At 63.2% G+C, this 21,302-nt stretch carries 23 protein-coding genes; 19 read left to right on the plus strand and 4 right to left on the minus strand.

Annotated elements, in window-relative coordinates; genetic code table 11:
• Positions 1-7: 7 nt before the first annotated feature.
• From NKH73_RS27710 to NKH73_RS27720, 3 genes are all read left to right on the plus strand, one after another.
• Positions 8-754 (plus strand): tryptophan 2,3-dioxygenase family protein, encoded by a 747-nt coding sequence (locus NKH73_RS27710; RefSeq protein ID WP_352937669.1) that lies wholly within the window; start codon positions 8-10, stop codon positions 752-754.
• A gap of 127 nt (positions 755-881) precedes the next feature.
• Entirely contained in the window at positions 882-1,319 is a 438-nt protein-coding gene (locus tag NKH73_RS27715; protein WP_352937670.1) for a DoxX family protein, read from the plus strand.
• 159 nt (positions 1,320-1,478) lie between these two features.
• Positions 1,479-1,832: a hypothetical protein gene (locus NKH73_RS27720; protein WP_352937672.1), complete on the plus strand. Its 354-nt coding sequence runs from the start codon at positions 1,479-1,481 to the stop codon at positions 1,830-1,832.
• A gap of 36 nt (positions 1,833-1,868) precedes the next feature.
• Here the strand turns inward: NKH73_RS27720 and NKH73_RS27725 are convergent, their stop codons facing one another.
• Positions 1,869-2,174 carry a hypothetical protein gene (locus NKH73_RS27725; protein WP_352937673.1) on the minus strand — a complete coding sequence of 102 codons (306 nt, stop codon included), beginning with the start codon at positions 2,172-2,174 and terminating at the stop codon, positions 1,869-1,871.
• A gap of 570 nt (positions 2,175-2,744) precedes the next feature.
• Between NKH73_RS27725 and NKH73_RS27730 the strand changes: the two genes are divergently transcribed.
• The 3 genes from NKH73_RS27730 to NKH73_RS27740 are packed head-to-tail and all read left to right on the plus strand — an operon-like array spanning position 2,745 to position 4,237.
• Positions 2,745-3,170, plus strand: a complete 426-nt coding sequence (locus NKH73_RS27730) for a hypothetical protein (RefSeq protein ID WP_352937675.1) — start codon at positions 2,745-2,747, stop codon at positions 3,168-3,170.
• A 4-nt stretch (positions 3,171-3,174) separates the two neighbouring features.
• Entirely contained in the window at positions 3,175-3,603 is a 429-nt protein-coding gene (locus NKH73_RS27735; protein WP_352937676.1) for a hypothetical protein, read from the plus strand.
• Positions 3,530-4,237: a terminase large subunit domain-containing protein gene (locus NKH73_RS27740; protein ID WP_352937677.1), complete on the plus strand. Its 708-nt coding sequence runs from the start codon at positions 3,530-3,532 to the stop codon at positions 4,235-4,237. The genes NKH73_RS27735 and NKH73_RS27740 overlap by 74 nt, the downstream gene beginning before the upstream one ends.
• A gap of 51 nt (positions 4,238-4,288) precedes the next feature.
• On the opposite strand, the gene NKH73_RS27745 is transcribed toward NKH73_RS27740, so the two are convergent.
• Positions 4,289-5,254 (minus strand): hypothetical protein, encoded by a 966-nt coding sequence (locus NKH73_RS27745; protein WP_352937678.1) that lies wholly within the window; start codon positions 5,252-5,254, stop codon positions 4,289-4,291.
• A gap of 55 nt (positions 5,255-5,309) precedes the next feature.
• On the opposite strand from NKH73_RS27745, the gene NKH73_RS27750 reads away from it, so the two are divergent.
• The gene (locus NKH73_RS27750; RefSeq protein ID WP_352937679.1) at positions 5,310-6,065 is read left to right on the plus strand and encodes a phage terminase large subunit family protein; all 756 of its coding nucleotides are present in this window, start codon (positions 5,310-5,312) and stop codon (positions 6,063-6,065) included.
• A gap of 20 nt (positions 6,066-6,085) precedes the next feature.
• Positions 6,086-6,655 (plus strand): hypothetical protein, encoded by a 570-nt coding sequence (locus NKH73_RS27755; protein WP_352937680.1) that lies wholly within the window; start codon positions 6,086-6,088, stop codon positions 6,653-6,655.
• A 335-nt stretch (positions 6,656-6,990) separates the two neighbouring features.
• Here the strand turns inward: NKH73_RS27755 and NKH73_RS27760 are convergent, their stop codons facing one another.
• Positions 6,991-7,605: a methyltransferase domain-containing protein gene (locus tag NKH73_RS27760; RefSeq protein ID WP_352937682.1), complete on the minus strand. Its 615-nt coding sequence runs from the start codon at positions 7,603-7,605 to the stop codon at positions 6,991-6,993.
• A 128-nt stretch (positions 7,606-7,733) separates the two neighbouring features.
• Here NKH73_RS27760 and NKH73_RS27765 point away from each other — a divergent pair, with 128 nt between their 5' ends.
• Both NKH73_RS27765 and NKH73_RS27770 read left to right on the plus strand, forming a co-directional pair.
• Positions 7,734-9,494 (plus strand): portal protein, encoded by a 1,761-nt coding sequence (locus NKH73_RS27765; RefSeq protein ID WP_352937683.1) that lies wholly within the window; start codon positions 7,734-7,736, stop codon positions 9,492-9,494.
• Positions 9,491-9,811 (plus strand): Bbp19 family protein, encoded by a 321-nt coding sequence (locus NKH73_RS27770; RefSeq protein WP_352937684.1) that lies wholly within the window; start codon positions 9,491-9,493, stop codon positions 9,809-9,811. Before NKH73_RS27765 ends, NKH73_RS27770 begins: the two co-directional genes overlap by 4 nt.
• Before the next feature lie 413 nt (positions 9,812-10,224).
• Here the strand turns inward: NKH73_RS27770 and NKH73_RS27775 are convergent, their stop codons facing one another.
• Positions 10,225-10,539 carry a YMGG-like glycine zipper-containing protein gene (locus NKH73_RS27775; RefSeq protein ID WP_352937686.1) on the minus strand — a complete coding sequence of 105 codons (315 nt, stop codon included), beginning with the start codon at positions 10,537-10,539 and terminating at the stop codon, positions 10,225-10,227.
• A gap of 288 nt (positions 10,540-10,827) precedes the next feature.
• Here NKH73_RS27775 and NKH73_RS27780 point away from each other — a divergent pair, with 288 nt between their 5' ends.
• From NKH73_RS27780 to NKH73_RS27820, 9 genes are all read left to right on the plus strand, one after another.
• A complete protein-coding gene (locus NKH73_RS27780) occupies positions 10,828-11,400 on the plus strand; it encodes a hypothetical protein (protein WP_352937687.1) in 573 nt (190 codons plus the stop codon).
• Between the two features lie 214 nt (positions 11,401-11,614).
• Positions 11,615-12,523, plus strand: a complete 909-nt coding sequence (locus NKH73_RS27785; RefSeq protein WP_352937688.1) for a hypothetical protein — start codon at positions 11,615-11,617, stop codon at positions 12,521-12,523.
• 88 nt (positions 12,524-12,611) lie between these two features.
• Complete coding sequence (locus tag NKH73_RS27790) at positions 12,612-13,601, plus strand: Coat protein (protein ID WP_352937689.1); 990 nt, start codon at positions 12,612-12,614, stop codon at positions 13,599-13,601.
• Positions 13,602-13,807: 206 nt separating this feature from the next.
• Positions 13,808-14,059, plus strand: coding sequence for a hypothetical protein (locus NKH73_RS27795; protein WP_352937691.1), 252 nt, complete (start codon positions 13,808-13,810; stop codon positions 14,057-14,059).
• 300 nt (positions 14,060-14,359) lie between these two features.
• The gene (locus NKH73_RS27800) at positions 14,360-14,959 is read left to right on the plus strand and encodes a phage connector family protein (protein ID WP_352937693.1); all 600 of its coding nucleotides are present in this window, start codon (positions 14,360-14,362) and stop codon (positions 14,957-14,959) included.
• The gene (locus NKH73_RS27805; protein ID WP_352937695.1) at positions 14,959-17,415 is read left to right on the plus strand and encodes a phage tail protein; all 2,457 of its coding nucleotides are present in this window, start codon (positions 14,959-14,961) and stop codon (positions 17,413-17,415) included. Before NKH73_RS27800 ends, NKH73_RS27805 begins: the two co-directional genes overlap by 1 nt.
• A 208-nt stretch (positions 17,416-17,623) precedes the next feature.
• On the plus strand, positions 17,624-18,283 hold the full coding sequence (locus tag NKH73_RS27810) for a hypothetical protein (RefSeq protein WP_352937697.1): 660 nt from the start codon (positions 17,624-17,626) through the stop codon (positions 18,281-18,283).
• A gap of 2 nt (positions 18,284-18,285) precedes the next feature.
• A complete protein-coding gene (locus NKH73_RS27815) occupies positions 18,286-18,816 on the plus strand; it encodes a hypothetical protein (protein ID WP_352937699.1) in 531 nt (176 codons plus the stop codon).
• A 90-nt stretch (positions 18,817-18,906) separates the two neighbouring features.
• On the plus strand, positions 18,907-21,228 hold the full coding sequence (locus NKH73_RS27820) for a hypothetical protein (RefSeq protein WP_352937701.1): 2,322 nt from the start codon (positions 18,907-18,909) through the stop codon (positions 21,226-21,228).
• Positions 21,229-21,302 lie beyond the last annotated feature (74 nt).

Consider the following 21,302-nt stretch of genomic DNA (forward strand, 5'->3'; position numbering starts at 1 on the left):
ATCTGCCATGCACAAGCCGGACTATTATGCCCGCATCGAAGCACCTGAGATGCGCGACTACGGCGTCTACCTCAGGTGCGACGAGCTTCTCGCCTGCCAGAAGCCGCTGGCCGAGATGGTCAATTCCGACGAGCTGCAGTTCCAGATCGTGCACCAGGTCGAGGAGCTGTGGATGAAGCTCATCACCTATACGCTGGTCGATGTCGTCGACTTCCTCGAGCGGCAGAACACGCATCGCATCGTCACGCTGATGGGCCGCGTGCATCGGCTGATGCGCATGATGACGGCGCAACTCGACCTGCTCGAAACCATGTCGCCCAAGGAATACCAGGAGATTCGGCTGCAGCTAGGCAATGGCAGCGGCCAGGAATCGCCGGGCTTCAAGCTCTTGCTGCGCATGCCGCCGGACCTTTGGCGGGCTTTCAAAGCCTCCTATCTCGATGGCCGCGGGCTCTCGGTCGAGGATGTCTATGACGCGCAATACGATCATGGCGACAGCTATGTCGTGGCCGAGGCGCTGATCGAATTCGACGAGCTGTTCCAGAAATTCCGCGCCAACCACCTCTACCTCATTCATCGCTCGATCGGGCTGGGCTCGAAATCGCTGAAGGGCCGGCCGGTCGAACTGCTCGAGGCCGGCGCCCGCCACCGCTTCTTTCCGGAACTGTGGGATGTCCGCTGCGCCATGACCGACCGCTGGGGCAGCCAGTATGGGACTGTGCGGGATTCGATCAGCCACCACGCGGCCGAGTAGTCCGAGCCCAGCACCTGCGGCGGCCGGCCATTTGCGCTGGCCCAGCCAGTATTCTCAGGGATGATGTCGGGTTTGCGGCTGGTGTATCGTCCTTGGGGCGAAACCCGTCGCAAGCCTGGAGGATGTCATGTCGTTGGAAACCGCTCAATCACTCACTCAATCGCCGTGGCAGACTGCCGCAATCCTCATCGGCCGGCTGATCTTCGCGGCCGTCTTCCTCCTGGCGGTGGTCTTCAAGTTCACCGATATGGGTGGCACCGCGGGCTACATCGCCGCCGTCGGATTTCCGTTCCCGCTGTTTCTGGCCTGGTGCGCGGCGCTGCTTGAAGTGGTGCTGGTCGTGTGCTTCCTGACCGGCGCTTTCTTCACACCGGCCGCGCTCGTTGCCGCCGTCTACGTCATCTTCCTCGGCTTTGCCTTCCACGGGCCGTCCCACTGGGCCGGCAACCAGGCCGAGTTCGGCTTCTTCGTCGACCATTTCACCTTCCTGGCCGGACTGCTGTTTGCCGCCGTGCATGGGCCTGGCCGAGTGCTGACGCTGAACCGTGCATTCGCCAGATCCTGATCCGGGAGTTGCGGCCGCAAAGCACGGAGCAGGCCGGTGGCGTAGTCCGATATATTTTCTTCCTCTAATGTTTCGGCCCGGCGAAGATGGACTTATATTGCCTCTGTACTTGTGACTTTGAACGCGATAGGCAAGACACGGGTCTTTTGGGGGAAATTCATGAGTATCGCCACGCGTTTTGCTGCCGTCATCGTCGGCGCGTCACTGCTTGCCGGCTGCACCACGCTGACGGAAGGCGAGTTCAACTCGATGCATGCCACGCTTGAAGGTAGCCGTGCCGTGAAGCGCATGGTCATCAAGGACTGCATTGCAAGAGAGAAAGCTACGCCGCTCGGCGAAAAGAAGACTTATGCCGCGTTCATGAATGTGAGCGTGGCGAAGTACGAGACAGCCTTCTGCAGCCGTCTCAATAATGCCCTTGCCAATGGCAGGCTGACCTACGCCGACTATGTGAAGCTGCATTCGCCCGCCGCCGACCACAGCAAACTCATCAGGATCATGCAGGGCCGCTAGACCGGCCGCCTCGGCGCGTCAGTTCTGTTCGCCGCCTTACATCTGGTCGTTGTAGGGTTCCTTCATCTGGCCGACCATGCGCGCCAGTTTCGAGAATGACGGCATGTCCGCCTCCGGCTGACACTGATTGGCCAGTTCCAGCAGCCGGATCGGGAAGTTGACGGCATCGCGGCTCGACGCCGACATGCCTTCCGACCGCTCCTCGCTGGTCTCGCCGGCTTCGGCCTTGCGCAAGGCAATGTCTATCTCCTCGACCGAGAGCACGCCCTTGCGGACAAGGACCTGGTTGATCGATGCGACGGCCATCAGCAGGCCTTCGAGTTGCAGATTGGCGACATTCATGGCTGGTTGCTCCCATTGGCTAAAGCACGTCGCGTTCCGCGCTTGGCGGCATGCATCAAGCTGCAAACGCGCGAGCGTCTTTTCCGATCCGGCATGGCGGTACGGGGATCGGGCGCTTCGCAGGCTTTCATGTGCAAATCGCTCGGTTCAGGAATTTTTTCCTTTAATCGACCGCTTGACCATTGACATCGTGCCGGCAGCTATGCTATAGATTTGGGCATGGTGCTGATTTGCGCCAACGACCCGCCCGCCGAGGCGGGTTTTTTGTTTCAAGCCCCTTTCGAACGCTTGCTGCCTGTGTTGCCGAGATCAAATGTCGGCGGGACAGCACCCCCTCTGTCCGTCCGGACATCTCCTCCACAAGGAGGGAGATCGGCTGTCACCTCGGCTTTCGCCAATCACCGGCATCGCGGAATGGGGACTGCGCTCTAGCTGCAATCTCCCATGTGGGGGAGATGTCCGGCGGGATCGGGGGCGCGAAGGAACGCGACGTGTGTGGTCGTCGGTTTCACTCACGAGCTTTGTCAAAGTATTTCGGTCAACGCACACCGCGCATTCCAGAGAATCCCCATGTCCGATCGTTACGCAACCATCATCACCGACGATGACGGCCGCGAGGTCGTCAGCGCCATTGGCCAGTTCGAGGGTGCGGCGCCGCAGGGGCGCGCTGGCCGTGTCGAACAGGTTTCGCCCGGCGTGCTGATCGGCATGGTGCGGGGCGGTCCCGTCGATGCGGCCGGTGGCTTCGGGTTTCCGCAAGCGGGCGTCAGCGACGGTGCCGTGAGTGTCGTCAGGGTGGCGCTCAAAGCCCTATCAGCGACCGGCAAGGCAAAGCCCGGCAGCACGGCTGTGGCAAGGCCCGGTACGGCAAGCCGGCCGCGGAAACCAAAGGCAAAGCGCGCCGGCAAGCAGGCGAAGTCCCGCAAGCGACCAACGCAGGCGGTCAAGAAAACGGCGAGGCCTGAGATCGCGGCGCGCGCCGGAACTGCGGAGTAGCGGCATGGCGGAGGTCACCGACGATCCGCCGGCTGCGGCGAAATCCACGCCGCAACCCAGGTCCTCAAGCCGGCCGAAGCGAACGAAAAAGACGCTGGCCGATGGTTTCCTGGAAGCGATCCGCGCCGATTTCCGGGCGCATGGCGCCGGCGTCATCGCCGAGGTTCGCAGTGAAAAGCCCGACCAGTATCTGAAGATCGTGCTGTCGGTGCTGCCCAAGGATCTCGGCGCCAACATCAACACTCTGGATGGATTGAGCGATGACGAAATCAGGCAGCGCATCCGCGGCCTCGAAGCCGTCCTCCGGCCGTTCCTCCAACAGCCGGACCTCGAAAAGCCGAGCCTCGAAAAGCTTGGCCTTGAAAAGCCAGGCCGCGGCAAAAACCGAGTATCTGAGCCTGCTCAGCGAACTGGACCGCAGACGCCGCGCTAACCAGCTTGCCGCCTACCGGCCCTATCCAAAACAGGCCGAGTTCCACGCGGCGGGTGCGACCAGCCGCGAGCGGCTGTTCATGGCCGGCAACCAGCTTGGCAAGACAAGGGCCGGCGGTGCCGAATGGGCAATGCACCTGACCGGCCGCTATCCCGAGTGGTGGCGAGGCAAGGTGTTCGACACGGCCGTGCGGCTGTGGGCGGCCGGCGTCACCGCCGAGGGCACGCGCGACAACCCGCAGCGCATGCTGATCGGCCCGCCGCAGCAGCCGGCGGCGTGGGGCACCGGCATGATACCGGCCGATGCCATTGTCAGCACCATCATGGGGCGCGGCGCGCCCCATGGGCTGGACAGCGTCGTGGTCCGCCATGGCGGAGGCGGCGACGTCCAGGCCGATGAATCGGTGCTGTCGTTCAAGAGTTTTGAGAAGGGCCGCGAGAAGTGGCAGGGCGAAACACTGCACGGCGTCTGGTTCGACGAGGAACCGCCGCTCGACATCTATTCCGAGGGGCTGACCCGCACCAATGCGACGGGCGGCATCACCATCGTCACCTTCACGCCGCTGCTCGGCATGTCGGAGGTGGTGCTGTTGTTCTTGTCGGCCGGTGAGATGGAGAAGATGGTGAGGGGCTAGTGGTCGGTCCGTCCGAGGACTTCGTTCCTCGCCTATCGCCATCGGCATGCGTCACCTTCGCGCCCGCTTTCGGTCAGGGCGAGTTCGGGCAGCTGCCGGCAATGATGAATGCCAGACCGCATGCTGCGATATCTGGTTGTGCTCGAAGCAATCCGTCGACAGCTTGCTGTTTTCTGGATCGGCAGACGCCTGCGCCCATTCGATATAGGCGTCAACGACCATCAATCTCGCACGGCCGGCCAGCCCCAAACCGTAGCGCCTCACCACCGGCTCGGCATGGTCCAGCATCGCATGGATCGTGCCTGACGCATCGTCCCGCCACTGCCCGGAAATTTCCGCTATCGACGAAAACGGCGTTGCCGGCCTGAGCGATGCGGCGCGCTGGCGGGCGAACTTCAACTGCCAGTCCTTTGCAAAGCGCACGAACTGGATGGCTCCCATGCGCACACCCTCATGCACATCTGCAAGAGCAAACAATGCTTGCGCCAGATAGTCGCCATCGCCACGCGTGCTGCATCGCAAGATAGACTCTAAGGCATCGAAGCGCGTGCGCGGGTTGTCATCTGCCAGCAACGCGGCCAGTTCGCCCACCATCGAACTGATGTTCTGGTTTTGAAACGTGGCAAGAAACGCACCTGTTGCTCGCGTCCGGGCATTGCCCGATATGAGCAGGAGACGCAGGCTTTCCAGCGGAACCGTCTTGCCGAGCTCACTGAGAAAGTCGTTGGCAAGCGCGCCGTTGTCGTCATCGGAGGGCGACATCAGCCGCTGCAGCATTTCCGGACCGGTCATGGCATTTGTCGATTTGCCGAGTGGCAGCAGGATCTTGCCGCCTTCGCTGAAGAAAAGATGAGCGGTCTCGCTGTCCTCGGCGGACAGGCGCATGGCCTCGAATAGATCTGTCATGGCAAAGAGTGGCTTTCCCACCCGCGTAGAGTACAGGCCACGCGCAATGCTCCGGCCCAACAAGCATCGGTTTCGCCGATGCCGGGCAAGACCTAGCGCATAAAGCCGCAAAGGGAAAGATCAGTGGAAGTCGCTCGCCGCGGCAATTTAATTACGGAACTCTAATATGTCCCGTCACGTCACCTTCATGACCATCGCCGATGCCGGGCACTATACGCCCGACCAGCGCGCCGCGATCGTCGCCGCCTATCCAGCGCATGAGCGTGAGGCGCGGGCCAAAGGCATTCCGGTGCTGGGCTCCGGCCGCATCTTTCCGGTGGCCGAGGAGCTGATCGCCTGCGAGCCGTTCCGGCTGCCGCGCTATTGGCCAAGGCTCGGCGCGCTCGATTTCGGCTGGGACCATCCGTCGGCCGCGGTCGAGCTGGCCTGGGATACGGAGGCCGACGTCGTTTACGTCGCAAAGGCCTGCCGGGCGTCGCAGCAGACGCCCGCCATGCAGGCGCTGACGCTCAAACCCTGGGGCGAATGGCTGCCCTGGGCATGGCCGCGCGACGGCCGCCGCGAGACGCTGGAAGGTGCGGGCATAGCGTTGGCCCGGCAGTATGCCGCGCACGGGCTGAACATGCTTTCCAGCCATGCGCAGTTCGCCGACGGCTCGGTCTCGGTCGAAGCCGGGCTGATGGAAATGCTCGATCGCATGCAATCCGGTCGTTTCAAGGTGTTCTCGACACTTCTGCCCTGGTTCGAGGAATTCCGCCTCTACCACCGCAGGGGCGGCCAGGTGGTGAAGCTGCGCGACGATTTGATGGCGGCGACCCGCTACGGCGTGATGATGCTGAGGGAAGCGATGGTGGATCCGGCGGAGTTCAGGACGGCGCGCAGGCAGGTGGGGCAGAGCGATCCGCTAGGGGCGTTTCGGTAACTTGACGGCAGCCATACACCATGACCGTCCGTATCATCCCCGCCACCCTGCGCGACCTGTCCTACATCGCCGCCAACCTGCGCGCCGAAGACCGCGCCGAGATCGCCTGCCAGCTCGACCAGTGGTCACCGGCGCTGCTGGCACTGACGGCGCTGCAGGGTTTTGCCTATGTCGCCGAGCTGGACGGCAATCCGGAAGCCGGCTTCGGCGCCGCCGAACAGCGCGGCGGCTTATGGATCGCCTGGAGCTGGGGCACGCGCCGCATGAGGCGCTGCGTTCCTGGGATTACGCGGTTCTTTCACGAGGCGCTCGGGCCGCAGGTTGCGGCGCGTGGCGCCTGGCGGGTCGAGGCGCGGGCGCTTGCCGCCAATGAACTGGCGCTGCGCTGGCTTGGCCGGCTCGGCGCCACTGAACGCTGCCGTCTGCCGGGCTATGGCCGCAACGGCGAAACCTTCATCCTCTTCGACTGGACAAGAGAAAGCTGGAACCATGTGTCTGTTGCAAAAACCACCCGCCTTGAAGCCGCTGCCTTCGACACCGACCATCGCCGACAAGGACGTGCAGGCGCGCGAGGCAGCACTTCGGGCTGAACTCGAGCAGCGCCAGGGCACAGCCGGCACGGTGAAGACCGATCTCGCGCCCGGTGATCTCACCGGCCAGCGCCGCGTACTTCTGGGGGTGTGAAATGGGCGCGATGAAACGGGTGTTCAGGAACCGGTGCGGCTGGCCCTGGTGGTACTGGCGGCGGCTGGCGCGGCTGGTGAAGCGGCGGGGATAATCTCCCCCCTTGAGGGGGAGATGGCCGGCAGGCCAGAGGGGGTCGGCGCGACCGGACGCGGCCTCCTGCGGCAGATCAAGGTTGGCGCCTTACGCGCGGCGACCCCCTCTGTCGCCTTCGGCGACATCTCCCCCTCGAGGGGGGAGATTACGCTTTCTTCGCGAACGCCCAGACCATCAGCGGATATTCCTCGTCGTTACTGAGGTCGCGCCATAGGCCGTAGGCCCGCACCGGGCCGCCGATATGGGCTTTTGCGCAGGCTTTGTTGCCCCAGCTGAACACCTCTATGCCCGCTTCCGGAAAGCCGCCTTCCACCAGTACCTGCTTCAGGCCGGCGGGGGTCCAGCGGTTGTAGTCGTGCGGCCTGGCATGCACCCTGAACAGGAACGGTGTCGCCACCATCGCCCAGCCGCCCGGTCTGGTCATGGCGTGGATATTCTGTGCTGCGGCGAGCGGGCGTTGCACATGCTCCAGCACCTGGTCGGCGATGACGACGGAATATTGCCGGTCGGTGCGGTCCTTGCAGATGTCGAAATCGGGGAAATCGACCGAGGTATAATTGGAGCACATCGTCTTCCAGTAGCGGTTCCAGCCGGGCGAAACCTCGATCACGTCAGATGATTTGCGGCCGTCGGCCTCAAGAAACGCGGTGAACGCCTCGATTTGCGTGATGCGCAGCCAGTTGCGGGAATCGTAGCCGATAAGCCGCTTTGCAACCTGCTTGCTTCGCCTCGTCAAGGCACCGGGTAGGCTTTCCGTCATTGCCACATTGGCCTCCTGCAAAGGCCCACCGCGCTATCTTTGAACATCGAAAAAGTGGGCAAAATTCGACCTGCTCTCAGAAAAAGATCTGAGCCTCGAACAAGCGACACCACCGAAGAAAGATTGCCATGACAAGCGATTCCCGTGCCCACGATATCCTGTCGCGACAGGCAGAACTGGAGAGCGAGCGCAGCCAGTATGAGGCTGTTTGGGAGGCGGTGTCGGAATTCTGCGATCCCGATGCGCCCGATTTCTGGAATGGCCGCCGGCAATCCAGCGCGGGCTCACAGGCCGAGCGGCAGGAGCGGCGCGGTGCGCGCGTCTACGCCAATACCATCAACTCGGCCGCCAACGGGCTGGCCGCGGGGCTCGAAAGCCTGATTATCCCGCAGTCGGAAAAATGGCACGGGCTGTCGACCGCCGCCATGAATGACGAGGAGAGCGACGAAGAAAAGGAATGGGCGGAAGCGCTGCGCGACTTCCTGTTTGCGCTGCGCTATTCCGCCAATTCGAACTTCGTGCCGGCGACGCAAGCCTGCCTGCGCAATGTCGTGCGCTACGGTCCGGCCTATCTCTATGCCGAGGAGGGTTTTGGCGGCACGCTGATCCGCTATGCCTCGATTCCGGTGGTCGAGGGTTTTCTCTCGCGCAACCGCTGGGGCCAGGTCGATATTTTCCACCGCCGCTACGAGCGCACCGCGCGGCAGGCGGCGCAGCTGCTCGGCTATGAGAAGCTGCCGGCGCGGATCAAGATGCTGGTCGACGACCCGGCCAAATGCGAGACGAAGATTTCGCTGATCCAGTGCATCCAACCGCGCGACGAGCGCAAGATGTATCGGCTGGGCGGCTCCTACCAGTATCTCGACACGGCATTCGCTTCTTATCACGTCATCGAGGACGAGGAGGTCATCGTCAGGGAGAGCGGTTTCCGCTCCTTCCCGGTGTCGTGCTTCAACTGGCGCCGCTACGAGGGCGACCCCTATGGCATCTCGCCGACCATCGAGGCGCTGACCACGGTGCGCGAGGAAAACGCCGTGCGCCGCTCGGGCCTGCGCGCCCTGCAGCAGATCACCGATCCGGCGACCGCCTCGAAGGCGCGGCTCGACTATGTGCCAGTGCTCAATCCCGGCGAGAATTATCCCGGCCTGATCGACGACCAGGGACGGCCGCTGATCGCGCCGATCGCCACCGGCCAGAACCCGACCTATGCGTTCAATTATGCCGACAGCCGGGCCGAGGAGATCCGCGACATGATGTTCGTTAATCTGTTCCAGACGCTGGTGCAGAACCCGCAGATGACAGCGACCGAAGCGCTGATCCGGCAGGAAGAGAAGGGCGCGCTGCTCGGACCATCCGGCTCGATCATCCAGGCTGGATTCGCCAGCAATCTCGACCGCGAGTTGGGCATCCTGGAAGACAAAGGACTGTATGACGAAGACAGCCGCTTCCTGCCGCCGGCGAGCCTGGCCGGGAAGGCAGTACGGCCGACCTTCACCGGTCCGCTCGACGTGCTGCGCCGCTCGGCCGAGGCGCGCGACACCATCCAGGTGGTGACGACGGCCATGCAGATGGCGCAGTTCGATCCCGGCGTCATGGACAATATCGACGGCGACGAGGCGCTGAAGATCGTGCAGGGCGCCGGCCGCAGCCCGCAGCGCATCTTTCGCCGCCAGGACGAGGTCGCCGGTATCCGCGACGCCAGAGCCAAGGCTCAACAAGCCCAAGCTGGTATGGCGGCGATCGCCAACGCCGGCAAAGTGGCCAAGGACGCCGTGCCCGCCGCCGTGCAGGCGCGCGACAGCGGTCTGCTCGATGGCTTGCAAGGCATGCTGCAGGGCGGTCAGCCTGACATGCCGGGCGGCCCGGCTGCGCCGGGTGCCGGCGCATGAGCCGCAAACGTTTCGCCCATTCCGGGCAGGCCGGTGGTCCGGCGAAAGCGCGCGATGCCTTGGCAAAGGCCTATCTCCGGGTGTTCTCCGGGCAGGATGGCGAGATGGTGCTGGCCGACCTCGCGGCGACGGCAGGCTATTATCGCCGCCCGTCCTATGGCGAATGGATGGCCAGGACCAGGACACCGAACGGCTTCGAACTGCATAGCGCCTTGAGCAACGCGCGCGCCGAAGTGGTGCAGCACATTATGGGGTTTCTGACGCTGGACGCGGCGCAGCTGGCGGCGCTGGAGAAGGCGGCGAGGGCGGAGGGATAAGGACTTTAGGAGCGCCGGCTCACCGTGGTTACGGCCCGCTCCGGCCTATCATTCATGCGAGTCCACGAACCCGCCCAGCTCACAACGGGACCAGAATAGGGCCCCTGAAGGCCAAGCCCTGTTTGGCCAATGGCGCCGTCATTGGCGACCTCCCCAAAATTCATGACTCGCGAAGGCGGCGGCACCAGCCGGACCGCCGGCGCAGCGCCGCTGGAGAAGGCGGCACGGACGGATGGGTAGGGTGCGGGGAGCACTGACCTTGCGGAGGCCCGCTTCGGTTTGCAAGCCCACGAACCTACGGGAGGATGCTGGCAGGGCAGGTGAGGGGCGGTGCCAGCATTTCAGAACTTTGCGCTGCCCCTCATCCCCTGCCGGGACCTTCTCCCCGTGAACGGGGAGAAGGGGCGCTACGCTCAATAATTGCCTTCGTAGTAGCGGTCGTCGCAAGGTGCGGTGTAGATGCGGCCGCTGTTGCGATCCTGGTAGCGGCAAAGCTGCTCGCCGCGCCGCTGCGGCGTGGTTGCACTGCCGACGACCGCACCCAAAAGGGCACCGCTGGCTGCGCCGATAACCGTGCTCTTGGTGTTGCCGCCGATCGCTTGACCGACGAGCGCGCCGCCCGCCCCGCCGATCAACGCGCCGGTTCCGGCTCTCTGCTGGCCTTCGGTCTGCGCACACCCTGCCAGCACGGCAGTCAGAAGCGCGGCGGCAATGGCTTTCTTAATCATGTAAAGTCCTCCTTTGAAGGCCGAAGGGCCGAATAAATTCCCAAGTGCGATCGCATTGCGGCGGAACGGGGGCACCGCGCCTCACGAAATAAGACATGGTTTCTTTCGTCTTGATGAACGAGACCTCCGGTCCGGAAAGATCACGGTCAAACAAAAAAATCATAAAAATCATGGTTTAACAAGATGATAGAGCTGGGCTCTATCGAAATGAATCAGGCTCCGGCCGCAACGAACCCGCCTGCGGCGGGTCCAGCCGATCCCCCAAATCCCCCAAGAATGGAGAATGCCATGACCCGAGGTCTTTCCCGGACGCTTTCCCGTGCCGCGACCCGCGAGGCCGGTTTTGCCCCGCCCAAGTCCGGGCTTGCCGCCAGAACGAGCGGGCAGGGCGGCGCATACCGCACCGTTTTTTCGTTCAACGCCATGCAAGTGTCGGTCACCGATACGCTTGCCTATGCCAGTCAGAAGCTTTTCGATTTCCTCGGCGGCAAGGTGCGCATCAAGGGCGGCACCGCAAGGCTGCAATTCGCCGTGCTGACCACCCGCGCCTCGACCATCAACGACAATGCGGCACTCACCTGGTCGCTCGGGTCGGCGCCGGCGTCGAGCGCTGCTCTCGCGGGCACCATGGTCAACGTTCTGGCCGCGACCGGCCGCACGCTGGACGGCGCCGGTATTGCACTATCGACCGCATCGGTCGCCGATGTGGTTGCGCCGTTGACGCTCGATGGGACTGCGACGCCAGTCGACCTCTACCTCAACCTGGCGTTCGCCACCGGCACCGACATCGACGCCGATGGCACGCTGGCAATTACGGGTACGATCACGCTGCTCTGGGAGAACTGGGGGGATAATGTCTAGGCGTTAATCTCCCCCCTTGAGGGGGAGATGTCGCCGAAGGCGACAGAGGGGTCGGTGCGACTGAGCGTGACCTCCGGCGACATATGAGGTCGGCGTTCCACGCGCGGCTACCCCCTCTGTCCTGCCGGCCATCTCCCCCTCGAGGAGGGAGATACCACGCTTCGCAGCCGGTGCTCTCATCATCGGCCTTTAATTCTCAACAAAGGAACATCTCATGACAGATCTGGCAGACGTCGGGTCCGTGGTGGCTTTGCCGCCGGCGGGCAACCTTGCACGGCCACCGGCCATCGGGGACAACGGGTCCGCCCCGCCGGCCGCAAAAAGTTGGTTTGACGGTCTTTCCGAAGGCAACCGCAAGCTTGCTGAAACCAAGGGCTGGACTAAGCCTGAAAGCCTCGATCGGGTTTTCACATCCTATGCGGAGCTGGAGCGGCAGCAGGGTGAGAGCCTGCGCGTTCCCGCGGCGGACGCACCTGGGGAAGACTGGGACAGGTTCCATGCCCGGCTGCCGGAGGCGATGCGTCCGCTGACATCGCCTGACAAGGTCGAGTACAGGCGCCCCGACGGGCTTCCCGAAAACTTCGCCTATTCGGATGAGCTCGCCAATGCCTCCAAGGCCTGGGCGGTCGAAGCAGGTGCCACCCCAAAGGTGGCGCAGGCCTATCACGACCGCTTCGTCGGCTACATGGCCGAGCAGGCCAAGGTGCAGCAGATCGCCCTTGCCCGGTCGGTCGAAGCCACTCACGACGACTTGGTCCGCGATTGGGGACCGACCGACAGCGACGGCTTCCGCCGGAGACTGGAGGTCGCCAACCGGGCAATGAAGAAGCTCGGCGTGGTCGATGCCTATAAGGCGAAGGGTATCCTCCTGCCTGACGGCGCCTTGACCGATCCGCAAATCGCCAAGGCGTTCCACGCCATCGGCGAGGCGATGTTTAGGGAAGACACGATCGACGGTGGCGCGGCTCTGATTGGAGGCAATCCCTTCAAGCGCAACGCCGCCGGCGAACGCAACCTGACTGATATCTCAGCCCTCGTCAAAAGCGACCCCGCCCGCGCCCGCCGGCTGGCACGCGAGGCCGGCGAAAACCCCGACCTGTGGATGCCCAACAATCCCCTCTGAAGTTGGACCATGATCTCCAGCGAAAACCGGTTCCCACTTTTCGGGATCATGGTCTAGCCGCCCCCACCAAACCTGAAGGAAGACAAAAATGGCAGACGCCTATACCCGTATCGCGGACGCGATCGTTCCGTCCGTTTATGCACAATACTCGTTCGAGGAGCACGTCCAGTCGCTCGAGATCTATCAAGCCGGGATCCTGTTTTCCGACCCGGCCATCGCCTCGAAGCTTTCCATGGGCGGCCGTTCCGTCGACATGCCCGGCTGGAAGGATCTCGGCAACGATCCGTCCGAGCCGGTCAATGACGATCCGGCCGATTCGATCGAGATGAAGAAGATCGGCGCCCGCCGCGAGGTCGCCGCCCGCAATGTCCGCGCCCAGGCGTGGGGCATTCCTGACCTGACCTCGATCCTGGCCGGCGACGACCCGCAGAAGCTGATCGTGCGCCGCCAGACCGACTACTGGCAGCGTGCCAACAAGCTGACGCTGCTCGGCATCCTGAAAGGCGTGCTGGCCGACAACATCGCCAATGATGCGGGCGACCTGGTCCGCACGACCGGCGCCTCCATCGTCGACACCGACATCATCGAAGCCGCCTATCTGATGGGCGACCGCGCCGACAAGTTCAAGACGATCTGGATGCATTCGAAGCAGATGAAGGCGCTGAAGCTCGCCGACCTCATCGACTATGTGCCGCCCTCCGAGCAGGGCGGGCCGCTGATCCCGTACTACATGGGCTTGCGGGCTGTCGTCGACGACGACATTCCGGTGGCGGCGGGCGTCTACACGGCCTTCATGTTCAAGGACAAGGCGATCCTGTGGAACGAGCTGCCGGTCAACACCGAAGGCGGGCCGCTGGAGTTCGACCGCAAGCCGCGCCAGGGCCATGGCGGCGGCGTCACCGAAATGGTCGGCCGCCGGCACTTCGTCCCGCACGTTCCGGGCACGCGCTTCCTCGACGCCTCTTCGGCCGGCGAATTTGCCACTGACGCCGAACTGGCGCTGGCGGCGAACTGGGACCGCACGGCGTCGAGCGTCAAGAACATGACCTTCATCGCGCTGAGGACGACCGAGGCCTGAGCGGGGCCAGAAGGGGCGGGGCCTCAGAGGCTCCGCCCCTTCTGGGCGCTAGACCGGCCATTTTGGCGAATCCCAATTCGCGCGCCGTGCTGCCCAAAGTGATCCGAGTAGATCTGGCTACACTGCTGTTGCACGTCGACCAATCGCCGTCACCGAACGGTTACACAAAAGGGCGATGCTGCTTTTCTTGGCAAAGGAGGGTGATCATGAACATGACATACAAGGCAGTTCAGGAAGTGCTCCGAAAAGCGGGCATTGTCATGAGCAAAAAGGGGGAAGTTCACCGAATAAACTTCTTCAGCGGTCTGGAAAACACCGCCTACTACACGACAAGTCTTCAAGATGCTCTGGACAAGGGTTTGGCGATGGCGGGGGGCACTGGAAAGCTGCAAGCAAGCGCTCTTGCCAAGCCAGCCGAAGCAGGGCGGCGGATCTCGACGAGCGCACGCCTCGGCTGATGCCGCGGGATTTCAGGCCGCAAGTCATCGCCGCGCTGCCCGGCGACATCGTGAAACTGCAATAGCCATCATATTATCGTCTTTTTCCGTGCTCGAACGGGCACAAGGGACCAAAAATGCAGCCCGAGCCACCCGTTCCTGACGGGTGGTTGGTATCGTGACGGGTTCCACGCACAAGACGTGCGAACGTTTTGCTCAAGCCAAAAATCACCAAATCCCCAGCCGCTACGAAGCGGCTTTTTGCCGTGGGGCCGCCATGCCCTGCCTTTCCCGATCCACACTGACGGAGGCCCTTAAATCATGGCCATCACCCCGCTCGACATCGCCAACATGGCGCTTGGCGTACTCGATGAGGCACCGATCGATTCACTTGACCAAGATGTGAAACCCGCGCGTTTGCTCAATATGCATTTCGACCTGACGCGGGAGGCGGAATTGACGAAACACGCCTGGGTGTTCGCCATCCTGGCGGCTGCCGTCGCCGGGTCCGATACCGGCAGCGGCGAGGGCACGCTGAACTTTGCCTATGAATTGCCGGTGGACTGCCTGCGGCCCTTGCCACTGACCCACAATGGCGAGCTGGACGGCATCCCGATCTCGTGGCGCCAGGAGGCCGGGCTGATCTATTGCGACCAGCCGGGGCCGCGCCTCATCCGCTACGTCGCCAATCTGACCGATCCGAACGACTGGGACGCGCTGTTCACCGAAGTGCTGGTTGCAGCGCTCGCCACCAAGATCGCGCATCCGTTGACCCACAAGGCGGGCATGATCGATATCGCCCGCGGTGCCTATGACCGGGCGCTCGACGCGGCGTTCCACGCCAACGCCATCCAGCGTGGCGGCAGGCTTTCGACATCGTCCTGGGCGATCCAGCGCGGCGATATCAGGTGTGTGCGCTGATGACGACGCTCTATCCGGTCCAGGACACATTCGTTCGTGGCGAGATCAGTCCGCGATTGCACGCGCGCGCTTCGCTCGATCTTTATCGGGCAGCGCTTTCCAAATGCGAGAACTTCGTCACCTTGCCGCATGGCGGCATCAGGAAACGCGGCGGCACCATATTCGTCGGCGAGGTAAAGAACGCGGCCAAGACAACACGCGGCATCCCGTTCATCTTCTCCTCGGAGCAGGCCTACTGCCTGGAGTTCGGCGATTTCTATATCCGGGTCTATGCCTATGGCGCCCGCGTTGGCACGGTCGAGATCGCTTCGCCCTATGCGGAAGCCGACCTCTTCGATCTCGCCTATCTGCAATCGGCCGACCAGATGTGGATCAGCCACAAGGACTATCCGCTGAAGGTGTTGACCAGGACAGCGCACACGACATGGACGCTGAAGGATTACGAGTTTGACGACGGCCCTTACGACGCGATCAACGATACATCGACGACGCTGACGCCGGCCGATTACGGCTCGCTGACACCGGCGATGACGGGTCTCATCTCACCATCGGGAACTGTTACATCGACCAGCGCGGCGGCCGATGCATGGGAGGCTTTCGACAAGGACGTCGGCACCGACGTTGAATGGAGCGGAGTAACATCCGGCTTTGTTGGATATCAACAAGCTGGCGGGGCACAGGTCATCGTCGACGCTTACTATGTCACCGCAACAGACAGCGTCAACGTTGGCCGCCAGCCTGTTTCGTGGAAGATTGAAGGTTCGAACGACGGCTCTACATGGACGGCGCTTGACAGCCAGACCGGGCAATCCGGCTGGTCTGGTGGCGAGACGCGATATTACGAGTTCTTCAACAAGGCGGCGTTCGAATATCACCGCTTCCGTTGGTTGAGCGTCAACGGGCAAGGATCGTCCCAGTTCGCCGAAGTGACCATGAACAAGGCGGCGGCGAGCCAGACGCCGTTCAATCTCACAGCCTCTTCGATCATCGGGATAAATGACGATGCTGGTTTTCAAAACAGCGATATCGGGCGGGCTGTCCGCTTGCTGGGCTCTGACGGCCGCTGGCGCTGGGCGAAGATCATCAGCCGGACCAGCGCCACGGTCGTCACCATCCAGCTTTATGGACATGCGCTGCCCGATCTTAGCCCAATTACCCGTTGGCGGCTCGGGACATTCGTGCCCGGAAAATATGTCGAAAGCGGTTCGCTCCATGAGGAACGGCTGGCCTTCAGCCGCAGATTTTCGGTCTATGCGTCGGCGACCGGCGACTTCGACAATTTTGCGCTGGGCGAGAAGGACGACGCCGCGCTGGAATTCGTCCAGGCCGGCGGCGGCCAGGCCAACGATATCGTCTGGATCGCCGATTCCGACGGCGCGCTTTTGATCGGCACATCAGGCGGCATCCGGGCGCTGTCGGGCTCCGGCATTGACGAGGCGCTGACACCGTCCTCGTTCAAGAACCGCAATTCGCGCACCTTCGGCTGCGCCCGCATCCGCCCGGTCGCCGCCGGGCAGTCGTTTCTCTATGTCACTCGCAGCCGCAAATCGATCGCCGAGCTGGTGCAGACCTCGGTCAATAAATTCACCTCCGACGACATCGGCCAGATCTCCGAGCACATTCCCAAGCAAGGCGTCGTCGAGCTGGCGTTCCAGACCGACCCCGATCCGGTGCTGTGGTTCCCACTCGAAAATGGCGAGCTCGGGGGCTACACGCACCAGCCGTCGCAGGACGTGCGCGGCATGCACCGGCATCGCCTCGGCGGCGCCTTTACTGGTTCGGAATGGGCGATCGTTGAAAGTGCGGTTGTGACGCCAGGCCAGAACGGCGCCGACGATATCTGGCTGTTCGTCAAGCGCAGCATCGGCGGCGTGACCAAGCGCACCATCGAGATCATGACGGCGCCGTTCGAATATGGCGGCCTCGACGACGCCTTCCAGGTCGATTGCGGCCTGACCTATTCGGGGGCCGCCGTCAACGCAGTCTCCGGGCTCGATCATCTCGACGGCGAGAGCGTCGACGTGCTGGCCGGCGGCAAGGTCTATAGGGGCCTGCCCGTCGCCGCCGGCCAGGTGACGCTGCCGGGCGGCGCCGTGGCCAGCAAATGGCAGGTCGGGCTTGGCTACCAGTCCGAGGCCAACACGCTGGAACTCGATGTCGGCGGGCGCGACGGCTCCGTTGTCGGCCGCCGCAAGAAGATCGCCAAGGTGATGCTGTCGCTGCTCGAGACCGACACGTCGGGGCTCGAAGTGCAGTCTTTCCTGCGCGGCCGCTGGGAGAAGGTGCGCATGCCGAGCATCGTCGCGCCAGACGGCCGGGCAACGCTGTTCACCGGCAACGTCGAGGTGCCGATCGACGACAGCTGGGAAGGGCAGGGCAGAGTGAAGATCCGCCACGTCAACCCGACGCCCTGCACCATCCGGGCGTTCACGCCGGTATTTGATGCCGAGCCTTAGCAAGCACTGATCTCCCCCTCGAAGGGAGATGTCGCCGAAGGCGACAGAGGGGGTCGCACGTCCTGACGCGGCCTCCTATCGCTTCCATCGCGGGCGAGAACGCCGGCGCTCCTCGCGAGACGACCCCCTCTGGCCTGCCGGCCATCTCCCCCTCGAGGGGGGAGATCACCCGCTCCGCCCTCCATCGCTTTCCCACAAGGAACTCCCCGTGAACATAATCCCCCATGCCGAAGATCTCGGCAGGGCGCGGACGGCTGCCGATTTCGCTGCCGTCATCGCCTTGCTCGACACCGACCTCAACAATGCTGCCGCCCGCAAACAGGAACTGGAACAGGCCGAGGATCGCGCGATCTTCGGCAACGGTGACCTGGGCGAGGTGCGCGCCGCGCTCACCGACTGCAACGCGGCAATCGCGCTGCTGGAGAAAACCGTCGAGGCGGTGAACAAGCGCCGCGCCGAAGCCGCCGAAAGCGAAGCCCACGCCGACATCGCAGCACTTGGCGACGAGATCAAGTCCAAGGCCACTTCGCTCGGCGAGCGTTGGCGCACCGTCCACTGGCTGGTCGAGCAGCTACGCCAGGAGCTGTTCGAGGCCGATGCCTTGAGCCGCACCATTGCCACCGCCAACGGCCTGTTCGACGCCGCCGGCGTTGCCGAGCTGAAGATCAATCTGACCACCACCCGGCGCGCTGCCATGGCCGGATCGCGCGCGTCAGTGCCTGCCCGTCTCAGCCGGCCGGCGATCCAGGCCGACAGACTGCTTCTGTCCTTCCTCAGCCCCGGCGGCGCGCTCGACCCGCGCCCGGCGCTCGGCGCGCCGGTGGAAGGCGTCAAAAGCAAATTCACTCCCGCCAGCGAACGAGGCTGATCATGTGCACACTTGCCCTTATCGGCACGGCTCTTTCGGTCGGCGGCGCGCTGGTCGAGGGCCAGCAGTCGCGGCAGATGGCCGATAATCAGGCCAAGGCCTATGAGCAGCAAGCTCAGGCCGAGGCTCAAAGCGCGGCCTTTGAACAGGGCCAGGAGCGTCACAAGCAGGAACTCTTGCAGGCACAGGCGCGCGCCCAGGCGGGCGCTTCCGGCGTCGGCATATCAGGCTCGCCGACCGAAGTGTTGGCCGCCAATGCCAGGCAGGGCGAGCTCGACATCAAGGCGATCCAGTACGGCTCGCGGCTGCGCCAGAACACTCTGACCACGCAGGCTGCGATTTCGCGCTTTTCCGGCGAGCAGGCGGTAGGCGCCTCGATCTTCAAGGCCGGCGGCAATCTCGTCGATGGCCTCTCCAAAATCTACGACCCGACCAAGGCGGCGATCCCAGGCGCGGCAGCCAGCGCGGTGCCGAGCCGAGCCGTGATCTTCGGCAGCTCGGCCCTCAGGGCCCCGTGGGTAGGGAACAACTAGATGGCCACCATCCCCCTCCAGCTTGCCCAGCGCCGGCTCGATACCGGTAGCGTGGTTTCCTATCCCGGCGGCTCGCCGCTCGGTGCAGCCATGCAAGGCTTTGGCGACGAGCTTACGGCCGTCGCCGAGCGCTACCGGCAGCAGAAAGAGCAGCAGGACGCGTTCGATGCTGAGATCGTCCGCCGGCAGTTCGACGGGCAGATCGCGCAGGCCGAGAATGACGCGACCCAAAACGCGCCGGCAGACGGCGGCGGCCTGCATGACACAATGTATGGCCAGGTCGATCCGCGCACCGGCCAGGTGATCAAATCAGGCCTGTTCGACACGCTTTTCGATGGCACCCTGCCGAAAATACCCGAGGGTCAGCGCGCAAATTTCAGCAAGCAGAAAGAAATCCTGCGCGCGGCCGGTTCGGCGCGGATGGCCACCAGGCAGCAGGCGCGCCGTGACGAGTATGAGCTGGCCGAGTGGAGCAAGGTCGATAACTTCTACACCGGCTCCATCGCGCAGAGCGATCCCAACGACACCGCAACGTTCGAGGCGATCAGGCAGAGCGGCTTCGACTTCATCGGCAAAATAGGCAATCCGGCAGCCAGGCAAGCGGCCGAAGCGGCCTGGCGCAGCAACACGGCAAAGGCGCTCGTCCAAGCGATGATCGCCCAGGACCCGAAGCGCGCCGCCGAGATGCTGGGGGCGGAGCCGGTCAACGGCGGTAGGACTAAGGACGATACCGTTGAGGCTGTAGGTGGACCACCGGCGAGTGGGTCTGCCGCACCGGCTTTGCGCGAAGCGCTTACTGGTGGCCTTCCGCCCGACGAAAGACCGGTCCGCGGAGATTCCGTGCAGTCCGACGGAAAGGCCGTCTGGGCGGCGGCTCCCTGGATCGCCGAATTGTCGCCGGATGACGTGCAGGATCTCGACCAGAAGGCGCAGGTGGCGATGACGGCGCAACTCTTCGATGCGCGCACCAACATCGACCTCGCTCACCAGAATGCGCCGGCCGCCCTGATGTATACCGGCAACTATTCAGGAGAAATTCCAGGCCCCGACGACTTCACTGCCGTCTACGGCGCCGAGGAGGGCGGCAAACAACTTCAAGGCCTCGACAGGACGTTCGATGCCGGCCGCCAGGCGTTCGGCATGGTCAGAATGCCGAACGACACCATTGAGGCAAAGGTGCTGGCGGCCAAGCCCAAACCAGGCAGTGCAACGCCGGAAAGGGATCAGGCACAGTTTGAGATAACCGCCTCTGCCGCCAAGCAGGTTTTGCAGGCCCGCGCTGCCGCTCCCGCCGACTTTGCTCGCAAAGTCGACCCTAGCCTGGACACCGCATGGAACAAAGTGTCGAAGCCCGACAGTTACGATCCGGCCGCTTATCAGAAGGCGATCGCCCGCTCTGTCGCCACGCAGAAGCAGCTTGGCATCAAGAACTTCCAGCCGCTGCCGCAGAGTGTTGTCAAAAACCTCGTTGACACGTTCCTCGACCTAGACGGATCGCAAAGCGGCAAGGATGCAGCTTTAAGCCGTCTGTTTGCCGGGACGTCCGATCCGAGTGTTCTTGCGGCTATATCCGGGCAACTTGCTCGCGCCGGCTTATCTCGTCTGCTGCGAGGTACGGCACTCGAATTGCCGATGACGCCGGCGGAGATGCAAGCGCACGAGGCCGAATTGGCTGTCATGGCGCAGAACCCGCCAGCTTTTGGAGAGCTCAGCAAGTATGACCAAACCCTACGCGACAAAGTCGCCGCATGGGCGATTGGCGATAATAAGGCGAGTAGCGCTTGGGGAAAAGTCGTCCAAGGCGCGCTCGGCTCCAGAGGCGCTGGCGGCAATGATAGTTCGCTGGTCGATTTCATGCCGTTGGTCGGCGCCTTGTTTTCAGCGCAAGAAGCAAAAAGGGCTTTCGAGAGCGGCAACTATGTAGAAGGGGTGCTCAATTCGGTGGGCGTTGTTCCCACCGGGTTCTTGAGTGGCGGGCTCAAGAGCGCCGGCAAGCTTGCCAAGCCGCTGGAGGAATTTCTCCCCAAGGGGGCAGATCTCACGTCTGAACTTGCGGAAGGCGGAGCCGCTAGAAAGGCAACTGCCGAATTCCGAAGTGAGGGGGCCGTAGCAACAGCACGTGACTCTGAAAGGGTAGAAGCGCTTACAAGCACAAAGGTTGAAGCGCCTGAAGTTCCGGCTGGTGCAGAGTATCTAGCAGCTAAAAGCATTGATGCGGACGACCTTAACCGCATTCCTACCAAACGCACTACGACGAACAGGGCTCTCCGCAAGGAATGGGAACTGCTGCACGGACAGCCTTGGCCTAAGGATCCAGCTACGGGCCGAAATATGGATGTGTCGCATGAGAAACCGCTGGCCGACGGAGGGCTAGATCACGTATCAAACATTCGACCTCGTACTAGGACGTAGACTCATTACCGCGTAGCCAGATGCGGATTGCGACGAGTTTGAGAGCGGCAAGATAGTTCTCAGCCAGCTTGTCG

Origin of the sequence: Mesorhizobium sp. M0938 (genome assembly GCF_040319125.1) — a bacterium.
GTDB lineage: Bacteria > Pseudomonadota > Alphaproteobacteria > Rhizobiales > Rhizobiaceae > Mesorhizobium > Mesorhizobium robiniae.